The organism is Streptomyces sp. TSRI0107 (assembly GCF_001905845.1).
In the GTDB taxonomy this organism is placed as follows: Bacteria; Actinomycetota; Actinomycetes; order Streptomycetales; family Streptomycetaceae; genus Streptomyces.
Window position 1 is genome coordinate 153,526 of record NZ_LIVZ01000013.1, and the last position, 17,539, is coordinate 171,064.

18 protein-coding genes are annotated in these 17,539 nt (G+C 71.5%); 12 read left to right on the forward strand and 6 right to left on the reverse strand.

Features of this window, described 5'->3' with window-relative positions; translation table 11 throughout:
* Window positions 1-117 precede the first annotated feature (117 nt).
* Both AMK31_RS31435 and AMK31_RS31440 read right to left on the reverse strand, forming a co-directional pair.
* A complete protein-coding gene (locus AMK31_RS31435) occupies window positions 118-1,182 on the reverse strand; it encodes an LLM class flavin-dependent oxidoreductase (protein WP_073944101.1) in 1,065 nt (354 codons plus the stop codon).
* Entirely contained in the window at window positions 1,182-1,709 is a 528-nt protein-coding gene (locus AMK31_RS31440; protein ID WP_073944102.1) for an SRPBCC family protein, read from the reverse strand. The genes AMK31_RS31435 and AMK31_RS31440 overlap by 1 nt, the downstream gene beginning before the upstream one ends.
* 184 nt (window positions 1,710-1,893) lie before the next feature.
* On the opposite strand from AMK31_RS31440, the gene AMK31_RS31445 reads away from it, so the two are divergent.
* The 8 genes from AMK31_RS31445 (at window position 1,894) to AMK31_RS31480 (ending at window position 10,221) form a co-directional block, all read left to right on the forward strand.
* Window positions 1,894-2,391 (forward strand): winged helix-turn-helix transcriptional regulator, encoded by a 498-nt coding sequence (locus AMK31_RS31445; RefSeq protein ID WP_073944103.1) that lies wholly within the window; start codon window positions 1,894-1,896, stop codon window positions 2,389-2,391.
* Between the two features lie 53 nt (window positions 2,392-2,444).
* Complete coding sequence (locus AMK31_RS31450) at window positions 2,445-3,020, forward strand: SMI1/KNR4 family protein (protein ID WP_073944104.1); 576 nt, start codon at window positions 2,445-2,447, stop codon at window positions 3,018-3,020.
* A gap of 164 nt (window positions 3,021-3,184) precedes the next feature.
* The gene (locus AMK31_RS31455) at window positions 3,185-3,649 is read left to right on the forward strand and encodes a hypothetical protein (protein WP_143204274.1); all 465 of its coding nucleotides are present in this window, start codon (window positions 3,185-3,187) and stop codon (window positions 3,647-3,649) included.
* Window positions 3,646-6,921, forward strand: a complete 3,276-nt coding sequence (locus tag AMK31_RS31460; protein WP_073944106.1) for an ATP-binding protein — start codon at window positions 3,646-3,648, stop codon at window positions 6,919-6,921. Before AMK31_RS31455 ends, AMK31_RS31460 begins: the two co-directional genes overlap by 4 nt.
* A gap of 98 nt (window positions 6,922-7,019) precedes the next feature.
* On the forward strand, window positions 7,020-7,487 hold the full coding sequence (locus AMK31_RS31465; RefSeq protein WP_073944107.1) for a hypothetical protein: 468 nt from the start codon (window positions 7,020-7,022) through the stop codon (window positions 7,485-7,487).
* A gap of 183 nt (window positions 7,488-7,670) precedes the next feature.
* The gene (locus AMK31_RS31470; RefSeq protein ID WP_073944108.1) at window positions 7,671-7,952 is read left to right on the forward strand and encodes a polyprenyl synthetase; all 282 of its coding nucleotides are present in this window, start codon (window positions 7,671-7,673) and stop codon (window positions 7,950-7,952) included.
* On the forward strand, window positions 7,945-8,997 hold the full coding sequence (locus AMK31_RS31475; RefSeq protein WP_073944109.1) for a polyprenyl synthetase family protein: 1,053 nt from the start codon (window positions 7,945-7,947) through the stop codon (window positions 8,995-8,997). The genes AMK31_RS31470 and AMK31_RS31475 overlap by 8 nt, the downstream gene beginning before the upstream one ends.
* A 60-nt stretch (window positions 8,998-9,057) precedes the next feature.
* Window positions 9,058-10,221 (forward strand): oxygenase MpaB family protein, encoded by a 1,164-nt coding sequence (locus tag AMK31_RS31480; protein WP_073944110.1) that lies wholly within the window; start codon window positions 9,058-9,060, stop codon window positions 10,219-10,221.
* A 53-nt stretch (window positions 10,222-10,274) separates the two neighbouring features.
* On the opposite strand, the gene glpK is transcribed toward AMK31_RS31480, so the two are convergent.
* Together glpK and AMK31_RS31490 are read right to left on the reverse strand one after the other, a co-directional pair.
* Window positions 10,275-11,789, reverse strand: coding sequence for a glycerol kinase GlpK (gene glpK / locus AMK31_RS31485; protein WP_073944111.1), 1,515 nt, complete (start codon window positions 11,787-11,789; stop codon window positions 10,275-10,277).
* A 44-nt stretch (window positions 11,790-11,833) separates the two neighbouring features.
* A complete protein-coding gene (locus AMK31_RS31490) occupies window positions 11,834-12,607 on the reverse strand; it encodes an IclR family transcriptional regulator (protein WP_073944112.1) in 774 nt (257 codons plus the stop codon).
* Window positions 12,608-12,879: 272 nt separating this feature from the next.
* Here AMK31_RS31490 and AMK31_RS31495 point away from each other — a divergent pair, with 272 nt between their 5' ends.
* The 3 genes from AMK31_RS31495 to AMK31_RS31505 all read left to right on the forward strand — a co-directional run bounded on the left by AMK31_RS31495 (window position 12,880) and on the right by AMK31_RS31505 (window position 15,237).
* Window positions 12,880-13,305, forward strand: a complete 426-nt coding sequence (locus AMK31_RS31495) for an ATP-binding protein (protein ID WP_073944224.1) — start codon at window positions 12,880-12,882, stop codon at window positions 13,303-13,305.
* Window positions 13,306-13,433: 128 nt separating this feature from the next.
* Window positions 13,434-14,042: a DJ-1/PfpI family protein gene (locus tag AMK31_RS31500; RefSeq protein ID WP_073944113.1), complete on the forward strand. Its 609-nt coding sequence runs from the start codon at window positions 13,434-13,436 to the stop codon at window positions 14,040-14,042.
* Between the two features lie 73 nt (window positions 14,043-14,115).
* Window positions 14,116-15,237, forward strand: a complete 1,122-nt coding sequence (locus AMK31_RS31505; RefSeq protein WP_073944114.1) for a PP2C family protein-serine/threonine phosphatase — start codon at window positions 14,116-14,118, stop codon at window positions 15,235-15,237.
* A gap of 43 nt (window positions 15,238-15,280) precedes the next feature.
* On the opposite strand, the gene AMK31_RS31510 is transcribed toward AMK31_RS31505, so the two are convergent.
* The gene (locus tag AMK31_RS31510; RefSeq protein ID WP_073944225.1) at window positions 15,281-15,883 is read right to left on the reverse strand and encodes a GPP34 family phosphoprotein; all 603 of its coding nucleotides are present in this window, start codon (window positions 15,881-15,883) and stop codon (window positions 15,281-15,283) included.
* Window positions 15,884-16,143: 260 nt separating this feature from the next.
* Window positions 16,144-16,692, reverse strand: coding sequence for a hypothetical protein (locus tag AMK31_RS31515; RefSeq protein ID WP_073944115.1), 549 nt, complete (start codon window positions 16,690-16,692; stop codon window positions 16,144-16,146).
* A gap of 95 nt (window positions 16,693-16,787) precedes the next feature.
* On the opposite strand from AMK31_RS31515, the gene AMK31_RS31520 reads away from it, so the two are divergent.
* Entirely contained in the window at window positions 16,788-17,486 is a 699-nt protein-coding gene (locus AMK31_RS31520; protein ID WP_073944116.1) for a CPBP family intramembrane glutamic endopeptidase, read from the forward strand.
* The last annotated feature ends 53 nt before the right edge of the window (window positions 17,487-17,539 follow it).

Here is a 17,539-nt window from a genome sequence, read left to right on the forward strand (position 1 = left end):
CCGCGCCTCGCCGCGTTGTCGTCACTCCCCGATGCGCCGCATCGGCTCCCTCCTCCGCCTTGCGATGCACGGCACCAGACGCCGCTCCCTGATCCGGCCTGATCGACGAGACACCCCCTAGAGGGCCGTCTGCTCTGCGTCGACAGCCCGCACCAGGTCGAGGGCGCGGCCGAGGGTGGTTAGGCGGGCCTCCAGGGTGTCGCCGGATGGGTAGAAGCGCACTGTGTCCACGCCCGCGTCCCGCCAGACGCGCAAGCGATCGCGCACCATCTCCTCGGTGCCGATCAGGGTGGTGGCCAGCACCATCTCATCGGTGACGAGATCGGCGGCGCCGGCGCGGTCGCCGGACTGCCAGCGGTCACGTACCGCCGCCGCGATCTCGGACCAGCCCTGGCGGCTGTAGGCGTTGTTGTAGAAGTTGGTACCGGCCGATCCCATCCCGCCGAGACTGAAGGCGAGCTCCTTCTTCCGCGGCGCGATGATCGAGCGCAGCCGGTCCTCGTCCTCGGCGAAGTTCACCTCGGCGCCCTGACAGATGTCGAGATCGCTCCGGGTCCGTCCGGACGCTTCCAGCCCCGCGTCGAGGTGGTCGAAGTAGGCCTCCTTGGAGCCCTCCGGGACGAAGCTGGTACCCAGCCACCCATCGGCCACCTGCCCGGTGAGTTCCAGCATCTTCGGCGAGAGGGTGGCGAGGTAGACGGGGATGTCGTGTTCGGCGCGCGCGGACAGCCGCATCGGCTTGCCCTCTCCACCGGGGAGCGGGATCTGGAACTCCCGCCCCGAGTAGGCGATCCGGTCACCGGTCATGGCTTGCCGGACGATGTCCACCGTCTCACGCATACGGGACAGCGGGCGGGCGAAGGGCACTCCGTGCAGGCCTTCGACGACCTGGGGTCCGGAAGGGCCGAGGCCCAGCAGGAAGCGGCCTTCGGACATCTGGGAGAGGGTGATCGCCGTGCGGGCGAGGAGGACGGGGCTGCGCGTGGCCAGCTGCATGATCCCGGAGCCGAGCAGCAGGCGTTCGGTCCGGGCGGCGAGGAAGCCCAGGGGAGAGGGCGCGTCGGAGCCCCAGGCCTCTGCCACCCAGCAGATGTCCATGCCCAGTTTCTCCGCCTCGGTGACGAAGGTGACGGTCTCCTGCCAGTTTCCGCCCGAGGCCTCGACGGTGGTCGCCGTACGCATCAGCCGTCCGCCTTCCCGTCGCGGGCTTCGGCGAGCTGCTTGATCGCTGCCAGGGTGGCGGTCATGTTGTGCTCGAACTCTCGCATCCGGACGAAGACGATCTTCTGCTCCTTGTCCGGCATCCGGTCGATGGCGAAGGACAGCCCCGAAGGCGCCGGCCCCATCTGCATCCACTGACGGAGCCGTGTGCCGTGCTCCACGGGCTGGAGGGTGAAGCGCCAGACCGCGCTGGGATGCCGTGGGTCGTCCACGGCCCAGGCGAACGTACGTGGCGGTTCGAACTCCACGATGTGCGAGGTCGTTCGCCACTCACCGAGTGCCTGATGCCTGCTGTGTCCCGTGAACCGAGCGCCCAGCGCCGGGCCCGAGGCGCCGTCCTGCCACTCGACCGACTGCAGCTCGTCGCTCGTGCTCGGCATCAGCTCGACGTCCGAGACCAGCTCCCAGACCCGCTCGGGTGGGGCGTCGATCCAGGTTTCCACCTCGACGGTCGGTGTGTCCGCATAGCGGGCCCCTGTCCATTCCATCGCTGCTCGTTCCCCTCGCTCCATGCTTCTGACCTTCAAAGTTGCGTAGATAGACTTACCTGTCAATCCCCTGCGGAGGTTCCGGACGCGATCCGCCGTGGCGACGGCCGGAGGGCAGGCCCTGCGGCGATGCCCTTCCTGTCACGCTGCTGGGTCTCATGTCGAGACCCAATATCCTGACGGCATGAGGCGGACATCCTTCGCGCACTGGCCCTGCTCGGTGGCGCGCACCATGGACTTGCTCGGCGACTGGTGGACGCCGTTGGTGCTGCGGGAGGCGTTCTACGGGATCCGGCAGTTCGACGCGTTCCAGGCGTCGCTGGGAATCGCCCGCAACACCCTCGCCGACCGCCTGCGCCGCCTGGTGGACGAAGGGCTGCTGGAGAAAGAGCCGTATCAGACCGAGCCCGTGCGCTACCACTACACCCTCACCGAGAAGGGCCGCGACTTCTTCTCCGTGCTGCTGGCGATGAGCCGCTGGGGCGACCGCTGGCTGGCCGACGAGGCGGGCCCGCCGGTGGCCCACTACCACGACGTCTGTGGCCAGGAGAGCCACGCGGAGGTGGTGTGCGCGGCGTGCGGCGAGCCGATGACGGCCGAGAACACCCACCCCCGGATGGGGCCGGGCTACCCGCCGCACCTGGCCGAACGGCCAGAGGTACGGGAGCGGTTCTCGGGCTGAGCCGGCACCCGTGATCGGGGCGGATCATCGAACGTGCGTCTTACGATCAGGGGGTGAAGAGACGGACGAACGCGAGCACGGACCTGACCGAGGCGGAGGTCCAGGAAGCGGAGCGGGCCCTCGGCATCACGTTCCCGGCCGCGTACCGGGCCCATCTGCTGCGCCCGGCCCCCGGCCGCCGCCGGCCGCGCGCGCTGCGCCGGGGGCCGGACGGCTGGGGCTGGGAGGGCGACGGCGCCACCAACCACGCGCTGCTCGCCACGCCGTTCCCGCATCCCGCCTCGTATCTCGCCGAGGACGAGGCGCTCGCCGCGCGCGAACCGCGCCGGGAGGACTACCCGGACCCGGGCTCCTTCCAGGACGCCTGGCGGGCCTGGGACGACGCGTGCGAGGAGCCCGAGGAGCGCAAGACGGCGGGGGCCGTGTACCTCCAGGACGACAACCCCTTCACCACGCTGTACGTCGTGACGGGCCCGTACCGCGACACCATGTGGCTCGACCGCAGGGCCATCAGCGACGACATCGTGCCGATCGCCCACCCCGACGGCCGGTTCCTCACCTTCGCCGAGTGGTACGACTGGCCGACGGACCCGGCGAGCTGGGCGGCCTTCGCGTCGGCCGTCAGCTGAGCGTCTTCAACCGGGACCAGGTCGAGGCGGCCCGGGACCAAGTGCCGCGTCCGACGGCCGTCCACAGGCACCCTTTGTGCGCTGTCGGGCCATGGGAACGAGGGTGGGCGATATCTTCGTTACCGAAGTGGTCCACGTCACTCATCGTGTCCGAGGGGGACTTGATGCCGGATCCGGAAGCGGCACTGGCGATGACCGCGGCGACGACGATCGTCGCGGCGATGGCGACCAGCGCCTGGGAGGCCACGAAGGCCGGGGTCGCGCGGATATTCGGGCGGGCCGGCGGCGCCGAGCCGGGGCAGGAGACCAGTGCCGGCGTCGAGGCGCGGCTGGAGCGCAGCGCGGCACGGATCGCGGTCGCCGCCGACCCGGACGAGGTGCGGCAGGCGCAGATCGTCCGCTGGTGTGAGGACCTCGAGGACCTGATGCGGGATCATCCCGATGCGGAGGCCGAGTTGCGGACGCTCGTCGAGGCGGTCCGGCAGCAGCTTCCGCCGGTCCGGCAGCAGTGGATCATGCGCGTCGAGGCGCGCGACGGCGGGTTGGCCGTCGGGGCGCAGGGGCCGGGCAGCAGGGTCGTCGTCCACCACCACGACGGGGACACGCCGCCCACCGCGGACGCCCGTTGAACCCCGACCAGCACCAGACCGTGCAGGCGGTCAACGGCTTCGCCTACGGCTGCGTCGGCGCGGACATCCACGTCTTCGGCAACGGCGTGCCGCTGTACGTCCTCCAGCGATGGCGCCCCGAGGCCCGGCCCGACCGGACCTGGCTGCTGGACCTGCCCAGCCGCATGCTGAACGCGCGGTTCGAGGTCGTCGACTTCACCGGGCGCGAGGAGGAACTGGCAGAGCTGCGCCGCTGGCGCGATCACGGTCCACGGCTGTCGGTCCAGTGGCTGCACGCGCCGGGCGGCCAGGGCAAGAGCCGACTGGCCGCGCAGTTCGCGAAGGAGTCGGAGGCCGCCGGCTGGACCGTGGCGACGGCCGCGCGCGGCCCCGGCGTCGCGCACCCGCCACCCGGCAGCCAGGACCTGCGCACCGACACCCGCGCCGGCGTGCTCCTGGTCGTCGACTACGCCGACCGGTGGCCGGTGGCCCACCTGACGTGGCTGCTCAGCAACACGTTCCTGCACCGGGCCACCGACCAGGCGCGCGTACTGCTGCTGGCCCGCAGCCGAGACCCCTGGCCTGCCGTCCGAGCCTCCATCGCCGACCTCCGGGCCGACGCCTTGACACACGCCCTGCCCCCACTGGCCGATGCCGACCGCCGGGTGGGTGTCAGCGAGCGCCACGGAATGTTCCTCGCCGCGCGCGATGCCTTCGCCGCTCTCTACGGGGTGCCCGCGCACGCCGTCGAACCACCCGACGAACTGAGCGGACCCGACTTCGGTCTGACACTCGCGGTTCACATGGCCGCGCTGGCGGCCGTGGACCGCCACGCCCATGCCGCCACCGCGGCCCCGGCGGCGGACATGACCGGCCTGACCGCCTACCTGCTGGACCGGGAACGACGCCACTGGCACACACTGCACGAGACCGGGGCGCTCAGCACCACACCAGCGGAGATGTCCCGCGCCGCCTTCGTCGCGGCGCTCACGGGACCGCTCCCTTACCGGGAGGCGAAGGCGGCGCTCGAGACGGCCGGGCTCGGTGCCGGCGCCGACCGCCTGCTGACCGACCACGCGTACTGCTACCCACCCGGTGCCTCCACGACCGTCCTGGAACCCCTCTACCCCGACCGCCTCGCCGAGGACTTCCTGGCGCTCTCCCTCCCGGGCCACCACCTCCCCGAGCACACCGCCGACCCCTGGGCCGTGGATGTCCCCGAACTCCTCATGCCCGCGCCGCCCGCTGCCGGGTCCGCCGGCTCGGAAAGCGGTACGAGCCGGGCCGCGGACGGCGGCGACGGGCTGCCGTCGTACGCGCCGCGGGTCCTCACGTTCCTCACCGCCGCCAGCCATCGCTGGGAGCATGTGCTCGCCACACTGGAAGCCCTCGACGCACGCCTGCCGGACGACGTCTCCTCGAACGAGGTGCTTGCCGCGGCAGCGGCCGGCCTCACCGAACGCCTTGCCCCGCACCGCCTGTCGGTGGCATCCGGCCTCGCGGAACGCGCCCGGATCCACAGCGGGTTGGGGCAGCGGCTCCACCAGGCGCACCAGGCCGAGAAGGCGGCGTCCGCATACGCGGAGGCCGTGCGGCTGTATCGCGGGCTTTCCGCCTCGAACCCGCGGGATTTCGAACCCGACTTCGCCGAGTCGTCGTTCGAGCTGGCCATGACGCTGGTGTTCGCGGAGCTGGAGCCCTGGGCGCGAGACCCACTCGCGAACCTCGCGGTGGACACCGCACGGCTCGGTGAGGCGGCGGCAGCCTTCCGGGACGCGATCGAGGTCTTCCGCCGGCTGGCGGAGGAAGACCCCGCCGAGCACCAGGAGAACCTGGCCGCGGCACTGACTGTGGCCTCCGTCCTCGTACCGCGCCTGGGGCAGTCCGACCTGGCGGTGGCAGCGGCGCTGGAGGCGGTCGACATGGTCCGCCACCTGACGCACGAGGAGCCCGAGGAATGGGCTCACCAACTGCCCTATGTGCTGGTGGCCTCTGCCGTGGCCCTGGCCGGGGCACACCCCGAGCGGGCATGGGCCCTCGCCGACGAGGCTGTCGGTATCGCCCGCCGGATGGCCCACGAGGCCCCGGCGGAGAACGTGGAGCACTTGGTCTTCACGCTCACCACCCAAGGGTCGGTCCTGCTGAGACTGGAGCGGGCCGAGGAGGCCATCGACGCGCTCAGCGAGGCCGCGGAGCTCCGCGGCCGAGGATCAGGGGCGGGCCAGGGCGAAGACGCCTGGTTCGGCGTCATGGCCCACGCGCTCAGCTTCGTCTGGGTGCAGGAACGGGCCACCGGCGCGACGAAGGGGCGCAGCATGGCCGTGGAAGTGCTGAGCCGACTCGCCCACGGCGACACTTCCGGCCGCGCGCCCGCGCTGCTGACAGCGCTGACCGCATTCGTCGGCATGCTCGGAGCGTCCGCCTCCGTGGAGGACGCGCTCGCGGTCCGGCGCGCCATGATCCACCTCCTCAGGACGTCGGACGAGATCCCGTACGCCGGGGGCGACGGCCTCATCGGGCGGTCCGACGTTCATGCCGTGCTGATCGAAGCGGGCGTCCTCCTGGCGAGGACGGGGCGGTGGGACGAAGCCCTGGTGTACCTGGACGAGGCGGGCCGGGAACTGTGGGCCAACGGAACCGACCCTCTGGCAGCGTGTTTCGGGAGTGCGCTCACGTTCATGACCGCCATGCTCGCCGGCCTGGATCCGAACGAGAACGGAGATCCCTACCGGCGAATGGCCCGGCCCGAGGCCGTGCGCGTGCTGGAGCGGATAGCCGAGACCTACCGCCGCCTCGCGCAGGACGACCCCACGGCACACGAACCCGGCCTCGCGTCCACAGTGAAGATCCTGTCCGAGGCGCTCTGGTACCTGGGACGGGGCCGGGAAGCCGTGGACGCGGGCCGGGAATCGGTCCGGACCTGGCGTAGCTGCGCCGCCCGGGACGGCGCCGCCGAACACCGTGACCAACTCGCCCTGGCCCTCAGCCGCCTCGCGGACAAACTGACAGACACCGAAGAAGCGGAAGAAGCCGCCATGGCAGGGCGGGAGGCCGCCGCCCTCTGGCGCGCGCTGTCCCGCGACGACCCCGCCGACCACCGGCGCGCCGCGACGGCCCTCTTTCTCGTCGCCCTGAACCTGCGGCGGCTCCGCCCGGCCGAGGCCCTGTCCGCCGCGGAGGAATCAGCCGGCCTCCTCGCACGCTTCCCCGCCGACGACCCCGCAAAGCACCACTCCAGCCTCGCCGCGGTCGACCAGCTCATCACCGAGATCCGGCAGGAGCTGCGCGAGTAGACGAAGTCCGGAACCGGAAAGGAGCCCTCTTCCGGGACACGCCGCGTCCCGCTGCGAGACTGAGGACGCCCAGCCTCGGACAGCGAGAGAGAAATACCGTGAACGACGTCCAAGAAGGTCTCTGCTTCGCGGGCCCCGCCGTCGTGACGGTTTTCGTCATCGGCGCGGGCAACGAACCGCTGCCGCCGGAGGCCTTCCGGCTCGCCGGACTCACGCCCGACGAGGTGCGTCCCTTCATGCTGCAGGACCAGCCGGCAGAGATCGCCTCGCGCGGCCTCATGTCGTACGACCTCACCTTCCACGACACCTCTGCGGCCCTGTCCGCCTACACGCGCGAGGTCCTGCGCCGCCTGTGCGCGGACGGCCGGGCCGTGGCCTGGGCCGCGTTCGAGGGGTCGTTCCACTACGACCACCTCCTCACCGAGGACATCGCCGCCTCGGTCTACGGGTACTGTGCGAGCGGCGCCGAGCCCGTCGTCGCATGGGACTTCACCACCCTGCGCAGCGCAGCCTGGCGGCAGCGGACAGCCGAAGCCCGCGAGACCCTGCGGGAACTGCTGCGTTGACTTCCGGCCACTACGAGCCGCCGCCCTCGCGAGCCGACAGGTCGGACGCGTGTTCCCGCCTGTCACTCGATGGGGAAATGCCGGCAAGGCGGATGGATCACGTCGTCATGCTGTGAGCGGCACATGGTCCGTGCGACCGGTCGGCTGTGCCGCACATGTCGGACAGTGAAGGGGGCACGTCACATGACTCCTACGCAGGGCAGCCGGGGCTTGGACGAGCAGGCGGTCCTGCTCGTCGCGGGGCTGGCGGACCTGGCCGTGAGCACGATCAGCTCGGCTGTGGGCACGCTGCAGGGATTGGTCCGCCGCTCCGACGGGCCCGACATCGCGCGCGACGCCCAGCAGGACCTGATGGCCCGCGGCCGTATCGCCCTCGATCGCTCCGCTGCCGCGCCCGCCGCCCACCTCGAGGTGCTGGCCCAGCACGCGAGGGTCCGGCGGACGGCGCCCGGCGGCGATGTCTGAGCGCTTCGGCCTCGCCGAGTTCAAGGACCGTGTCGACACGGTCCTGGCCGCGGTTCTCGCGGAGGAAGCGGAGCAGTTCCTCGCGATCGACGACGCGCTGCATCCGGTGGCCGAGCAGTTGCGGGAGGCGGCCCGGCACGGCAAGCGGCTGCGCGCCGCGTTCTGCTACTGGGGGTGGCGTGCGGCCGGCCAGCCCGACAGCGACGCTCTGGTGCGCGCGGCGGCATCCATGGAACTGGTGCACGCGGCCGCGGTGGTGCACGACGACCTCATCGACGACAGCCCGCTGCGCCACAACCTGCCCACGGCCCACATAGCCTTACGGGCGGCCGTACCCGGCCGTCCCCGGGCCCGCGCCGCAGCCCGCTCGCTGGCCATGCTGGTCGGGGATCACCTGATGGCCCTGGCGGGGCAGCTGTTCGCCACCAGCGGCCTGCCCGCCGCCTTCCTGGCCCGCGCGCGGCCGGTCTGGGCGGACCTCGCGCGGGAGCTGATCGCAGGCGAGTGCCTGGAGATCCTCAGCACGGGCGCACACCCGGACCCCGATGTGTCGCTGAAGGTGGTGCGCTACAAGACCGCGAAGTACACCGTCGAACAGCCTCTGCTCATCGGCGGCCTGCTCGCCGGCGCCGCACCGCGGCTGCGGGCCGGCCTGTCCGCGTACGGGCTCCCGCTCGGCGAGGCGTTCCAGCTGCGCGACGACCTGCTGGGCCTGTTCGGCGAGTCCCGCCGCACGGGCAAGGCGAGCCTGGACGACATCCGCGGACAGCGGCCCACCGCCCTGCTGGCCACGACCTGGCAGGCCGCCCTGCCCGCCCAGCGCGAGCACCTCGCCGGTGTACTGGGCCGCCGCGACCTCACCGAGGAGCACCTGCGCGACGTACGCGAGCTGATGACCGCGCTCAAGGCGCCGGAGCGGGTCGAGGACATGATCGCCTCCCGGGTGCGCGAGGCCGTCGGCTGCCTGGACGGCCTCGACATGCCACACCCGGCCCGGCGGGCTCTGACCGATCTCGCCCGCCTGGCCACCGACCGCCACCACTGACCCGCCTTCCCCGACGGCTCACCGTCGAAGCCGTGCGGCTCACCGAGAGGGACTGCCCACATGAGCTACACCGATGCGTCCATGGACGCCCTGCGCCAGGAAGGAGACGACCTCGCCGACGCCGTCGTCGCCACACTGTTCGAGCGCGGCGAGGTGGGCACGTTCAACACCCTCATGCGCTACGTGTCCAACGCCGGCTCACCCCTGCCGGACGGGCTGCCCGACGTCGCCCGTGAGTACCTTCAGGCCACCAGCGTGCCGCCGGCCTGGGTGGACTGGGCGGAGATGGAGAAGGCCCGGCTGTTCTTCATCGACAACAACGTGCACATCTCCACCGCGCTGTCCTTCGCCTCCATGCCCGCCTGCTACGTCGTCCCCCACGTGGCGAAGCTGCTGTCGGCCACCCATGGGCTGGACTACCCCTCCAAACGGATGGCGGAGACCGGCCAGTTCACCGTCTACCTCATGCAGCCCGACGCCTTCGAAGCAGGCAGCCGGTTCATCCCCGCCGCGCAGAAGGTACGCCTGCTGCACGCCTCCATCCGCCACCACCTCATGCGCGAGGGCCGCTGGGACACCGCGACGCTGGGGACGCCGATCTGCCAGGAGGACATGATCGGCGGGCAGATGTTCTTCTCCATGCTCGTCCTGGACAGTCTGCACCGGCTCGGCATCCACATGAGCACCGAAGGGGCGGAGGCCTACTTCTACGCATGGCGCGTCGTCGGCGCCATCCTCGGCGTCGACCAGACGGCGGGGCCGAAGACCCTGGAAGAGGCCCGGCAGTTCCTCGACCTGTACATGATCCGCCACATGGGCCCCTCCGACGAAGGCGCCCACCTGACCCGGCAGCTCATCGACCTCTACGAGGAGGTCGTCCCCGGAACCCTCTTCGACCCCATCGTCTCCGCCCTGATCCGCTACCTGATCGGCGACACCTGTGCCGACTGGCTCCAGGTCCCGCGCACAGCCTGGGACAGCGTGGTCAAGGTCGTCCCCAGCCTGCTCGGCGTGCTGGAGACCATCGAGGACCGCTCACCCCTCGGAGCGTGGGCGCTGGACCGTCTCGGGCACCTCACCACCGTCTTCGAGCTGTCCTCGCTGACCCGCGGCCGTGTCATGCACTACGCCATCCCCGAGCAGCTGAAGAAGGACTTCGGCGTCACCGGCACCGTGCCCCGCACCCACCGCTGGACACCGCCCGCGCCCACGGTCGGGTCCTGACACGCCCGGCCGGACGGAGGTCCCGCTCCGCGCCGGAGACCGGCGGGGCCGTGTCAGGGAGCTCGCGGTGGTCTGACCCAGCCCAGGGACCGTTCGACGGCCCGCTGCCAGTTCTCGTACTCCGCCTCCCGCCGCTCGGGATCCATCGCGGGCATCCACTGGGCGGCCCGGTGCCAGTTGCGGCGCAGCACCTCCAGGCCGGGCCAGTAGCCGGCGGCGAGCCCGGCCGCGTAGGCGGCCCCGAGGGAGACCGTCTCGGCGACCATGGGCCGCACCACGGGCACGTCGAGCACATCGGCCACGAACTGCATGAGCAGGTTGTCGGCGGTCATGCCCCCGTCCACCTTCAGCTGCTGGAGGGGGACGGAGGAATCGGCGTTCATGGCGTCGACCACCTCCCGGGTCTGCCATCCGGTGGCCTCCAGGACGGCACGCGCCAGGTGCCCCTTGGTGATGTAGGAGGTCAGGCCGACGATGACCCCGCGCGCGTCGCTGCGCCAGCGGGGCGCGAACAGACCCGAGAAGGCGGGCACGATGTAGCAGCCGCCGTTGTCCTCGACCGTCCGCGCGAGGGTCTCGATCTCCGGGGCGCTGCTGATCAGTCCCAGGCGGTCGCGGAACCACTGCACGAGGGCGCCGGTGACGGCGATCGACCCCTCCAGCGCGTACACCGGCGGCTGGTCCCCGATCTGGTACGCCACGGTCGTCAGCAGCCCGTGCCGGGACCGCACGAGGTCGAGACCGGTGTTGAGCAGCAGGAAGCTGCCCGTCCCATAGGTGCACTTGGCCTCGCCCGGGGAGAAGCAGGTCTGGCCGAAGAGGGCGGCCTGCTGGTCCCCGAGGGCTGCCGTGATGGAGACACCGGGCAGCAGCGCGCGGGCCTCGCCGTACGGCTCCGCGGACGACCTGATCTCGGGCAGCATCGAACGCGGCACCCCGAAGAAGGCCAGCAGCTCTTCGTCCCAGGTGAGGGTGCGGATGTTCATCAGCATCGTGCGGCTGGCGTTGGTGGCGTCGGTGATGTGCAGGCCGCCGTCGGCGCCACCGGTGAGATTCCAGATCAGCCAGCTCTCCATCGTCCCGAACAGCACCTCGCCGTCCTTGGCACGCTGCTCGATGCCCTTGACGTGGTCGAACAGCCAGCGGATCCGCAGCGCGGAGAAGTACGTCGACGGCGGCAGGGCGCACCGGTCCAGGAAGAACTCCTCTCCGGGGCTCTCTCGCAGCTCCTCGACCAGCGGTGCCGTGCGGGTGTCCTGCCAGACGATCGCCCGGCACAGCGGCGCGCCGGTCCGCCGGTCCCACAGCACCGTCGTCTCGCGCTGGTTGGCCAGGCCGACGGCGGCGACCTGCTCCCGCTCCACACCGGCGTCGGACAGGGCCTCGGGCACGACGCGCCGCAGGTCCTGCCAGATCTCGGCGGCGTCGTGCTCGACCCACCCCGGCCGGGGGAAGTGCTGCTGGTGCGCCTTCTGCGCGACCGAGACCAGCCGCCCGCGGTGGTCGAACAGGATGCATCGGGTCGAGTTGGTGCCCTGATCGATGGACATTACGTACCGTTCAACCATGATCGGCTCTGCCTTCCGACGGGTCGGGGGGCGGCTGTCCTGGCCTACCAGCGGGCGGCTCCCAGGTCTCTGGAGATCGCCCGGGCGGCTTCCCGGATCAGACTGATCAGCTGCGGGCGGGGCTTTCCCTGGCTGTCGCAGATCCGCTCGACCGATCCGGACAGCCCGATCGCGCCGACGACGAGACCGCCGTGCCCGCGGATCGGCGCGGCGAGCCCGGCCTCGCCCATGCTCATCTCCTGGACCTCGGCGGCCCAGCCGACTTCCCTGACCTCGACGAGCGCCCGGGCGAGCCGCTCGGGATCGATCAGAGTGTGCCGGGTGTACGCCTCCAGCTCCTGCACCTGCTCCCGGTCCGGTTCCACGGCCGCGGTCCCGAAGGCCAGCAGCACCTTGCCGAGCGAGGAGGCGTGCAGGGGCAGCAGCGCGCCCACGTCCATCGTCTGGAACGTGTCGTCCGGTCGGAACACGTGGTGGACGATGAGCACCTGGCCCTCCAGCGGAGTCCCCAGGCGCACCGCCTCACCGCTGCGCGCGGCCAGCGCGTCGGCCCAGTTCAGCGAGCGCGAGCGCAGCTCGTTGACGTCCAGATAGCTGGTGCCGAGGTGCAGCAGGGCGGCTCCGAGCTGGTACTTTCCGGTCGCCGCGTCCTGTTCCACGAAGTCCACGTGCTGGAGCGTGCGCAGAATGCCGTGGGCGGTGCCCTTGGCGAGGCCGAGCGACGCCGCCACCTCGCCGAGCCCGAGTCGGCGGGGCCCACCGGCGAGCAGACGCAGGATCGCCGCCGCCCGTTCGATCGACTGGACTGGGCCGGCCATGAGGCGAGCCTATTACCGCCGCGGACGCTTCGCCCCGCGGGCGGACGACGTTCGCGGACCGGGCGGACGGCCCGCGCGTCCGGGGGCGGATGACCTGCGTGGACAGGGCGGATGACCTGCGCGGACGGGGGCGGGATGACCTGCGCGGACGAGGGGCGTTCGGTAATGCCGACCGCTGTTCATTGACCAGCCCGATTTGTCTCCATACGTTGCTCTGAGGCCCGGTAGGTGACGAGAGCGCCGGCCGGCAGCACAGACCCACGGGAGTGAACATGGCGGCACAGCTCAACACGCTGCTACGGGCGGCATGCGAACACGTGTGTCCGGTGCCGCCCGTAGCAGGTGCGGCCTCGGCCATACGCCGACGTGTGGCGGCGGTCCTCGCCGACTGGGAGGTCTGCCCGGCGATCGTCGAGGACTCGCTGCTCGTGGTCTCGGAGCTGGCCACCAACGCGATCATTCACGCCCGGCCCCCGGCGGAGCTGCGGCTGTCGTGGGCGGGCGGCGACGGCGACGGGGTCCTCAGGGTCGAGGTCACCGACTCGGGACCCGCGCGTCCGCCGGGTCAGCCGCTCGACGGGATCGACCCCGACGAGCACGGCCGGGGCGAGGCCATCGTCCACGCCCTGGCGACGCGTCACGGCATACGGGTCCACCCCGGCGGGGTCACCCGCTGGGCGGAAGTCGCCGCGGTGTGAAGCACGGCCCGCTTCCTTGCCGCGGCGGGAGTGGGTGTGGGCATGCCATGCCACCAGCCGCTGATTGGCTCTCGCGCCGGACCGGCGTACCGGGCGAGACTGCAGACCCGATGCAGTGAAGGAGTGTCATGCAGGTAGCCGTGGTCACCTTCGACGGGTTCAACGAGCTCGACAGTTTCATCGCCTCCGCCCTGATCAACCGGTGCCGCAAGGACGGCCTGGAAGCCTTCATCACGACGCCGACGCCGGTGGTCACGTCGATGAACGGCGTCGAGGTGACAGGACAGCGCCCCATGGAATTCGTGACCGAGGCCGACGTCGTGCTGATCGGCAGCGGCGTGAAGACACGAGACGTGGTCGCCGACGACCAGCTGATCTCCCGGCTGCGGCTCGATCCCTCGCGGCAGCTGATCGGCGCGCAGTGCTCCGGCGCGCTCGTACTCGCCCGACTGGGGTTGCTGGAAGGCATGCCGGCCTGCACGGACATGAGGACCCGGCCCTTCGTGGAAGCCTGCGGCGTCGACGTGCTGGACACGCCGTTCCACGCCGAGGGCAACATCGCCACAGCGGGCGGTTGCCTGGCGTCCCAGTACCTCGCCACATGGGTGATCACCCGAACGCTCGGCGAGGAAGCCGCCCGCGACGTCCTCGACTACGTCGCTCCGGTCGGCGAGAACCAGGAGACCGTCGAGCGGGCCCTGCGCGCCGTCCGCACGGACGCGGTCGCACTGCGCTGACGCCTCGGCGAGGCCGGCCGACACGAGCCTTCCGCCTGCGGCGCCTCGCAGGCGGAAGGAGCAGAGTGGACGTATGCGCCTTGGGCAGAACCTCGTCCTGACCCGGTCGCGGAGGCGGTCCACCCCGGGGCTGGTGGTGCTCCCTCTGGTGCTGATCGTCGCGATCGCCGTCATGGACGTACATACGCCGGAATCGATCCATCTCGGTCCGCTGCTTGTCGTAGCGCCGGCCATCACCGTTTCGTTCGGGACCGCATTGCTGACCGGACTGATCGGCGCGCTCGCGGTGGCGGCCCAGGTGGTGATCGCCGTGTTCCACGGGGGCCTGACGACGCCCAACCACCTGTCGCAGATCGTGGGGCTGGCGGTCCTCTCGATCCTGGCCGTGGTCGTCTGCCTGACACGTGACCGGCGCACGGCCGAGCTGGCCCAGGTGCGCACCGTTTCCGAGGCCGCCCAACGGGCGCTGCTACGCCCGCTGCCGCGCCGGCTCGGACCCCTGCACATCTCGTCCACGTACCTGGCCGCCGAGAAGGAGGCGAACATCGGCGGTGACCTGTACGCCGTGGCCCGCACCGGCGACCGCACGCGCGTGCTCATCGGCGACGTCAGGGGAAAGGGGCTGGCCGCGGTCGGGGAAGCGGCGGCGCTCATGGGGGCGTTCCACGAGGCCGCATACCGGCACGCCACGCTCCCGGCCCTGGCCAGCGCCATGGATCACAGTCTGTGCCGCTACCTGACCCAGTTCCCCGGTACGGACGACGAGGTTCAGGAACACTTCATCACCGCGCTGTTCCTGGAGATCCCCGACCATGACCTCGTGGCGCGGCTGACGCACTGCGGGCACCCGCCACCCCTGCTCATCAGCCGAGGGCGGGTGACGCGCGTGCCGAGCCACCCCGCGCCACCACTGGGCATGTGCGGGCTGGAGCAGGACATCCGTACGTCCCACACGTTCTCGTTCGAGCCCGGTGACACGCTCCTGCTCTACACCGACGGCCTGGTGGAGGCCCGTGACGCCGACGGCGCCTTCTACCCACTGGAAAGACGCCTCGCCCGCTGGCCCAGGTGCAGTCCCGACACGCTCGTCGAACACGTGCGGCGGGACCTCCTCACCCACACCGACGGCGCCCTCGGCGACGACGCGGCCATACTCGCCGTACGGCGAACGGCAGCCTCGGCGGCGAGCGGGTAGGTGGCGGTGGCCGCCGAGGGCCGGAGCCGTCCGGCGTACCGCGTCAGGGCTGCCGCCAGATGTTGTCGAACGCCGCCTCTTCGATGCTCCGCCGCTGCCGTTCACCCGCGAGCTCCGTCACCGCGTCGTGGACGGCGGCCACCACGGTCACGACCGCCTCGTCGTCGAGGCCTTCGAAGTCTTCCGCCGGCTCATCGTGCATCACGGCGGCGGACGCGAGGGCGGCGAGGACGGGCTCGCCCGAGCTCCAGCGGTCGGCGGCGCGGCGACGGGCCGGTGAGTCGGCCACTGCCGCCCGCTCCTTCCGGCCGGGAATCCAGCGGTGCCTCTGTGGGGTCGTCCGCTCTTCCTCCTCCAGTCCGTTGACGTAGGCCTCCGACAGGCCGCGGCCCCGGCGCCACAGCCAGTCCTGGACGGACTCGTACGGCGCCTCGCGGTTGAGTGACGCCACCGACGCGTCCAGCAGGCGGTCGTCCATCGCCCGCTGCGGGCCGGGCACGATGCGATCTCCGTCCAGGGTGACGACCTGGGCGTCGACGAGGTCGATGAGTTCCGCACCCGCGAGGGCCAGCGCGAGGTCGCCCTGGTCGACGGGACGGTCGGCGACGTCCAGTGTGACGATCAAGAGGTCCTGTGCTGTGGTCATGCCGGACTCCATCTCAGTGGCATCGGTGGTTGCACCCCGCCGAGGAGCCGTACCGGCACGGCTCTCACCGGGCGCGGAATGCCGCACCACCACCATGTGGCGCGGGAGGCCGGCGCGCAGCACGGAGGGGACGGCGGAGACCCTTGGTGGCACGAGAGCCCAAGTCCGTCCGGGCAGGCGCGAGGCCGGCGCTCGGCACGACGCCGGAGCCGACGAGCAGGTCGGTCATCGGTGGCGTTCGGGTGGTCGACCGAACGGTGTCAGGTGGTTTCCTCCGTCGCTACGGGGCCGGCGTCGGGGCCCTGGGCCCTGACCCGCTGGACGTGTTCGAGTGAGTCGCGCAGCTCGTTGAGCCAGTCGTCGGCGTGCTGCCGGACCAGCCGGACGCACCAGCCGAGCGCGTCGCTGCGACTGCGGGCCACACCACTGGCGACCAGGGTGTCCAGCACCTGCCGCTCGGGTTGCCGCAGGCGCGTCATGACGGGGGCCGCGACATGCGTGAACAGGGCGCGGGTCCCGTCGCACTCCACGCCCCACGACACTTTCTTGCCGAAGCGCTGCTCGGCCTCCTGGGCCACGCCGATGCGTGCGTCGCGGGTCCGGGTGCGGAACTCCTGGATGCGTCCCTGGACGGCCGCCTCGCGCTCGGTGGGGGAGGCGTCGTCGGCCAGGTGGGGGGAGGGGATGAACCCGATGACGGTGATCTCCTCGCGGTCCACGGTGACGTCGATGAGCCGTTCGTAGACATCCTCCGGCAGGCGGCCGGCGAACCAGCCGCGAAGCTTTTCGCGCTGTTCCTTTGTAAGCATGTAATCAGCGTTACTCGCTTCCAGGCGACATGCAAGAGTGTGGCGGCGGCGCGTTGCGGGCCCTCGCCGTCGCCCCTGGGTGATCCTGGGCGACCATGCGGATGCTGCTCCTGGCCGTCCTGGTGCTCGTGGCCGCGAACGCGGTCAACAACCAGCTGGCACCCGGCCTCTACGTGCCGGTCTGCGTCACCACGGCGGCCCTCTTCCTGCTGATCGCCCGGCGTTCCGGCCTGACGGCGGACGATCTCGGCCTCGGCCGCGATTCCGCCCGTCGGGGACTGCGCTGGGGACTGCTCCTGGCCGCGGCCGTCGTCGCGGTGTACGCGGCGGGCCTCGCCGCGCCCTTCACCCGGGGGGCCTTCCATGACGAGCGTGCCGCGGGGCTGACCGCCGGAGAGCTGGTGTACCGCGTCCTGGTCCGCGTACCGCTCGGCACGGTGCTGTTGGAGGAGTTCGCCTTCCGCGGTGTGCTGTGGGCCCTGGCGGAACGAAGGTGGGGGCCCCTGAGGGCGACCGTCCTCTCCTCCGCCCTCTTCGGCCTCTGGCACGTCCTGCCGTCACGCGGGCTGACGCGTGCCAACACGGCGGCGGAGGCGCTTTTCGGCACCGCCCCGGCCGGCGTGGCGCTCGCGGTGACGACAGCCGTCGTCGGTACGGCCCTCGCCGGGGCGGTGCTGTGCGAACTCCGGCGGCGGTCGGGCAGCCTGATCCCGCCGATCGCGCTGCACTACGCGCTCAACAGCACGGGATACGTGCTGGCCTGGTCGGCGGGCCGCTGGCGGGGCTTCCCGTAGCCGGCTCGCCCGTCCCGCTTCCAAGGCCGCGAGCGCCGACCGCCCGGAAGCGG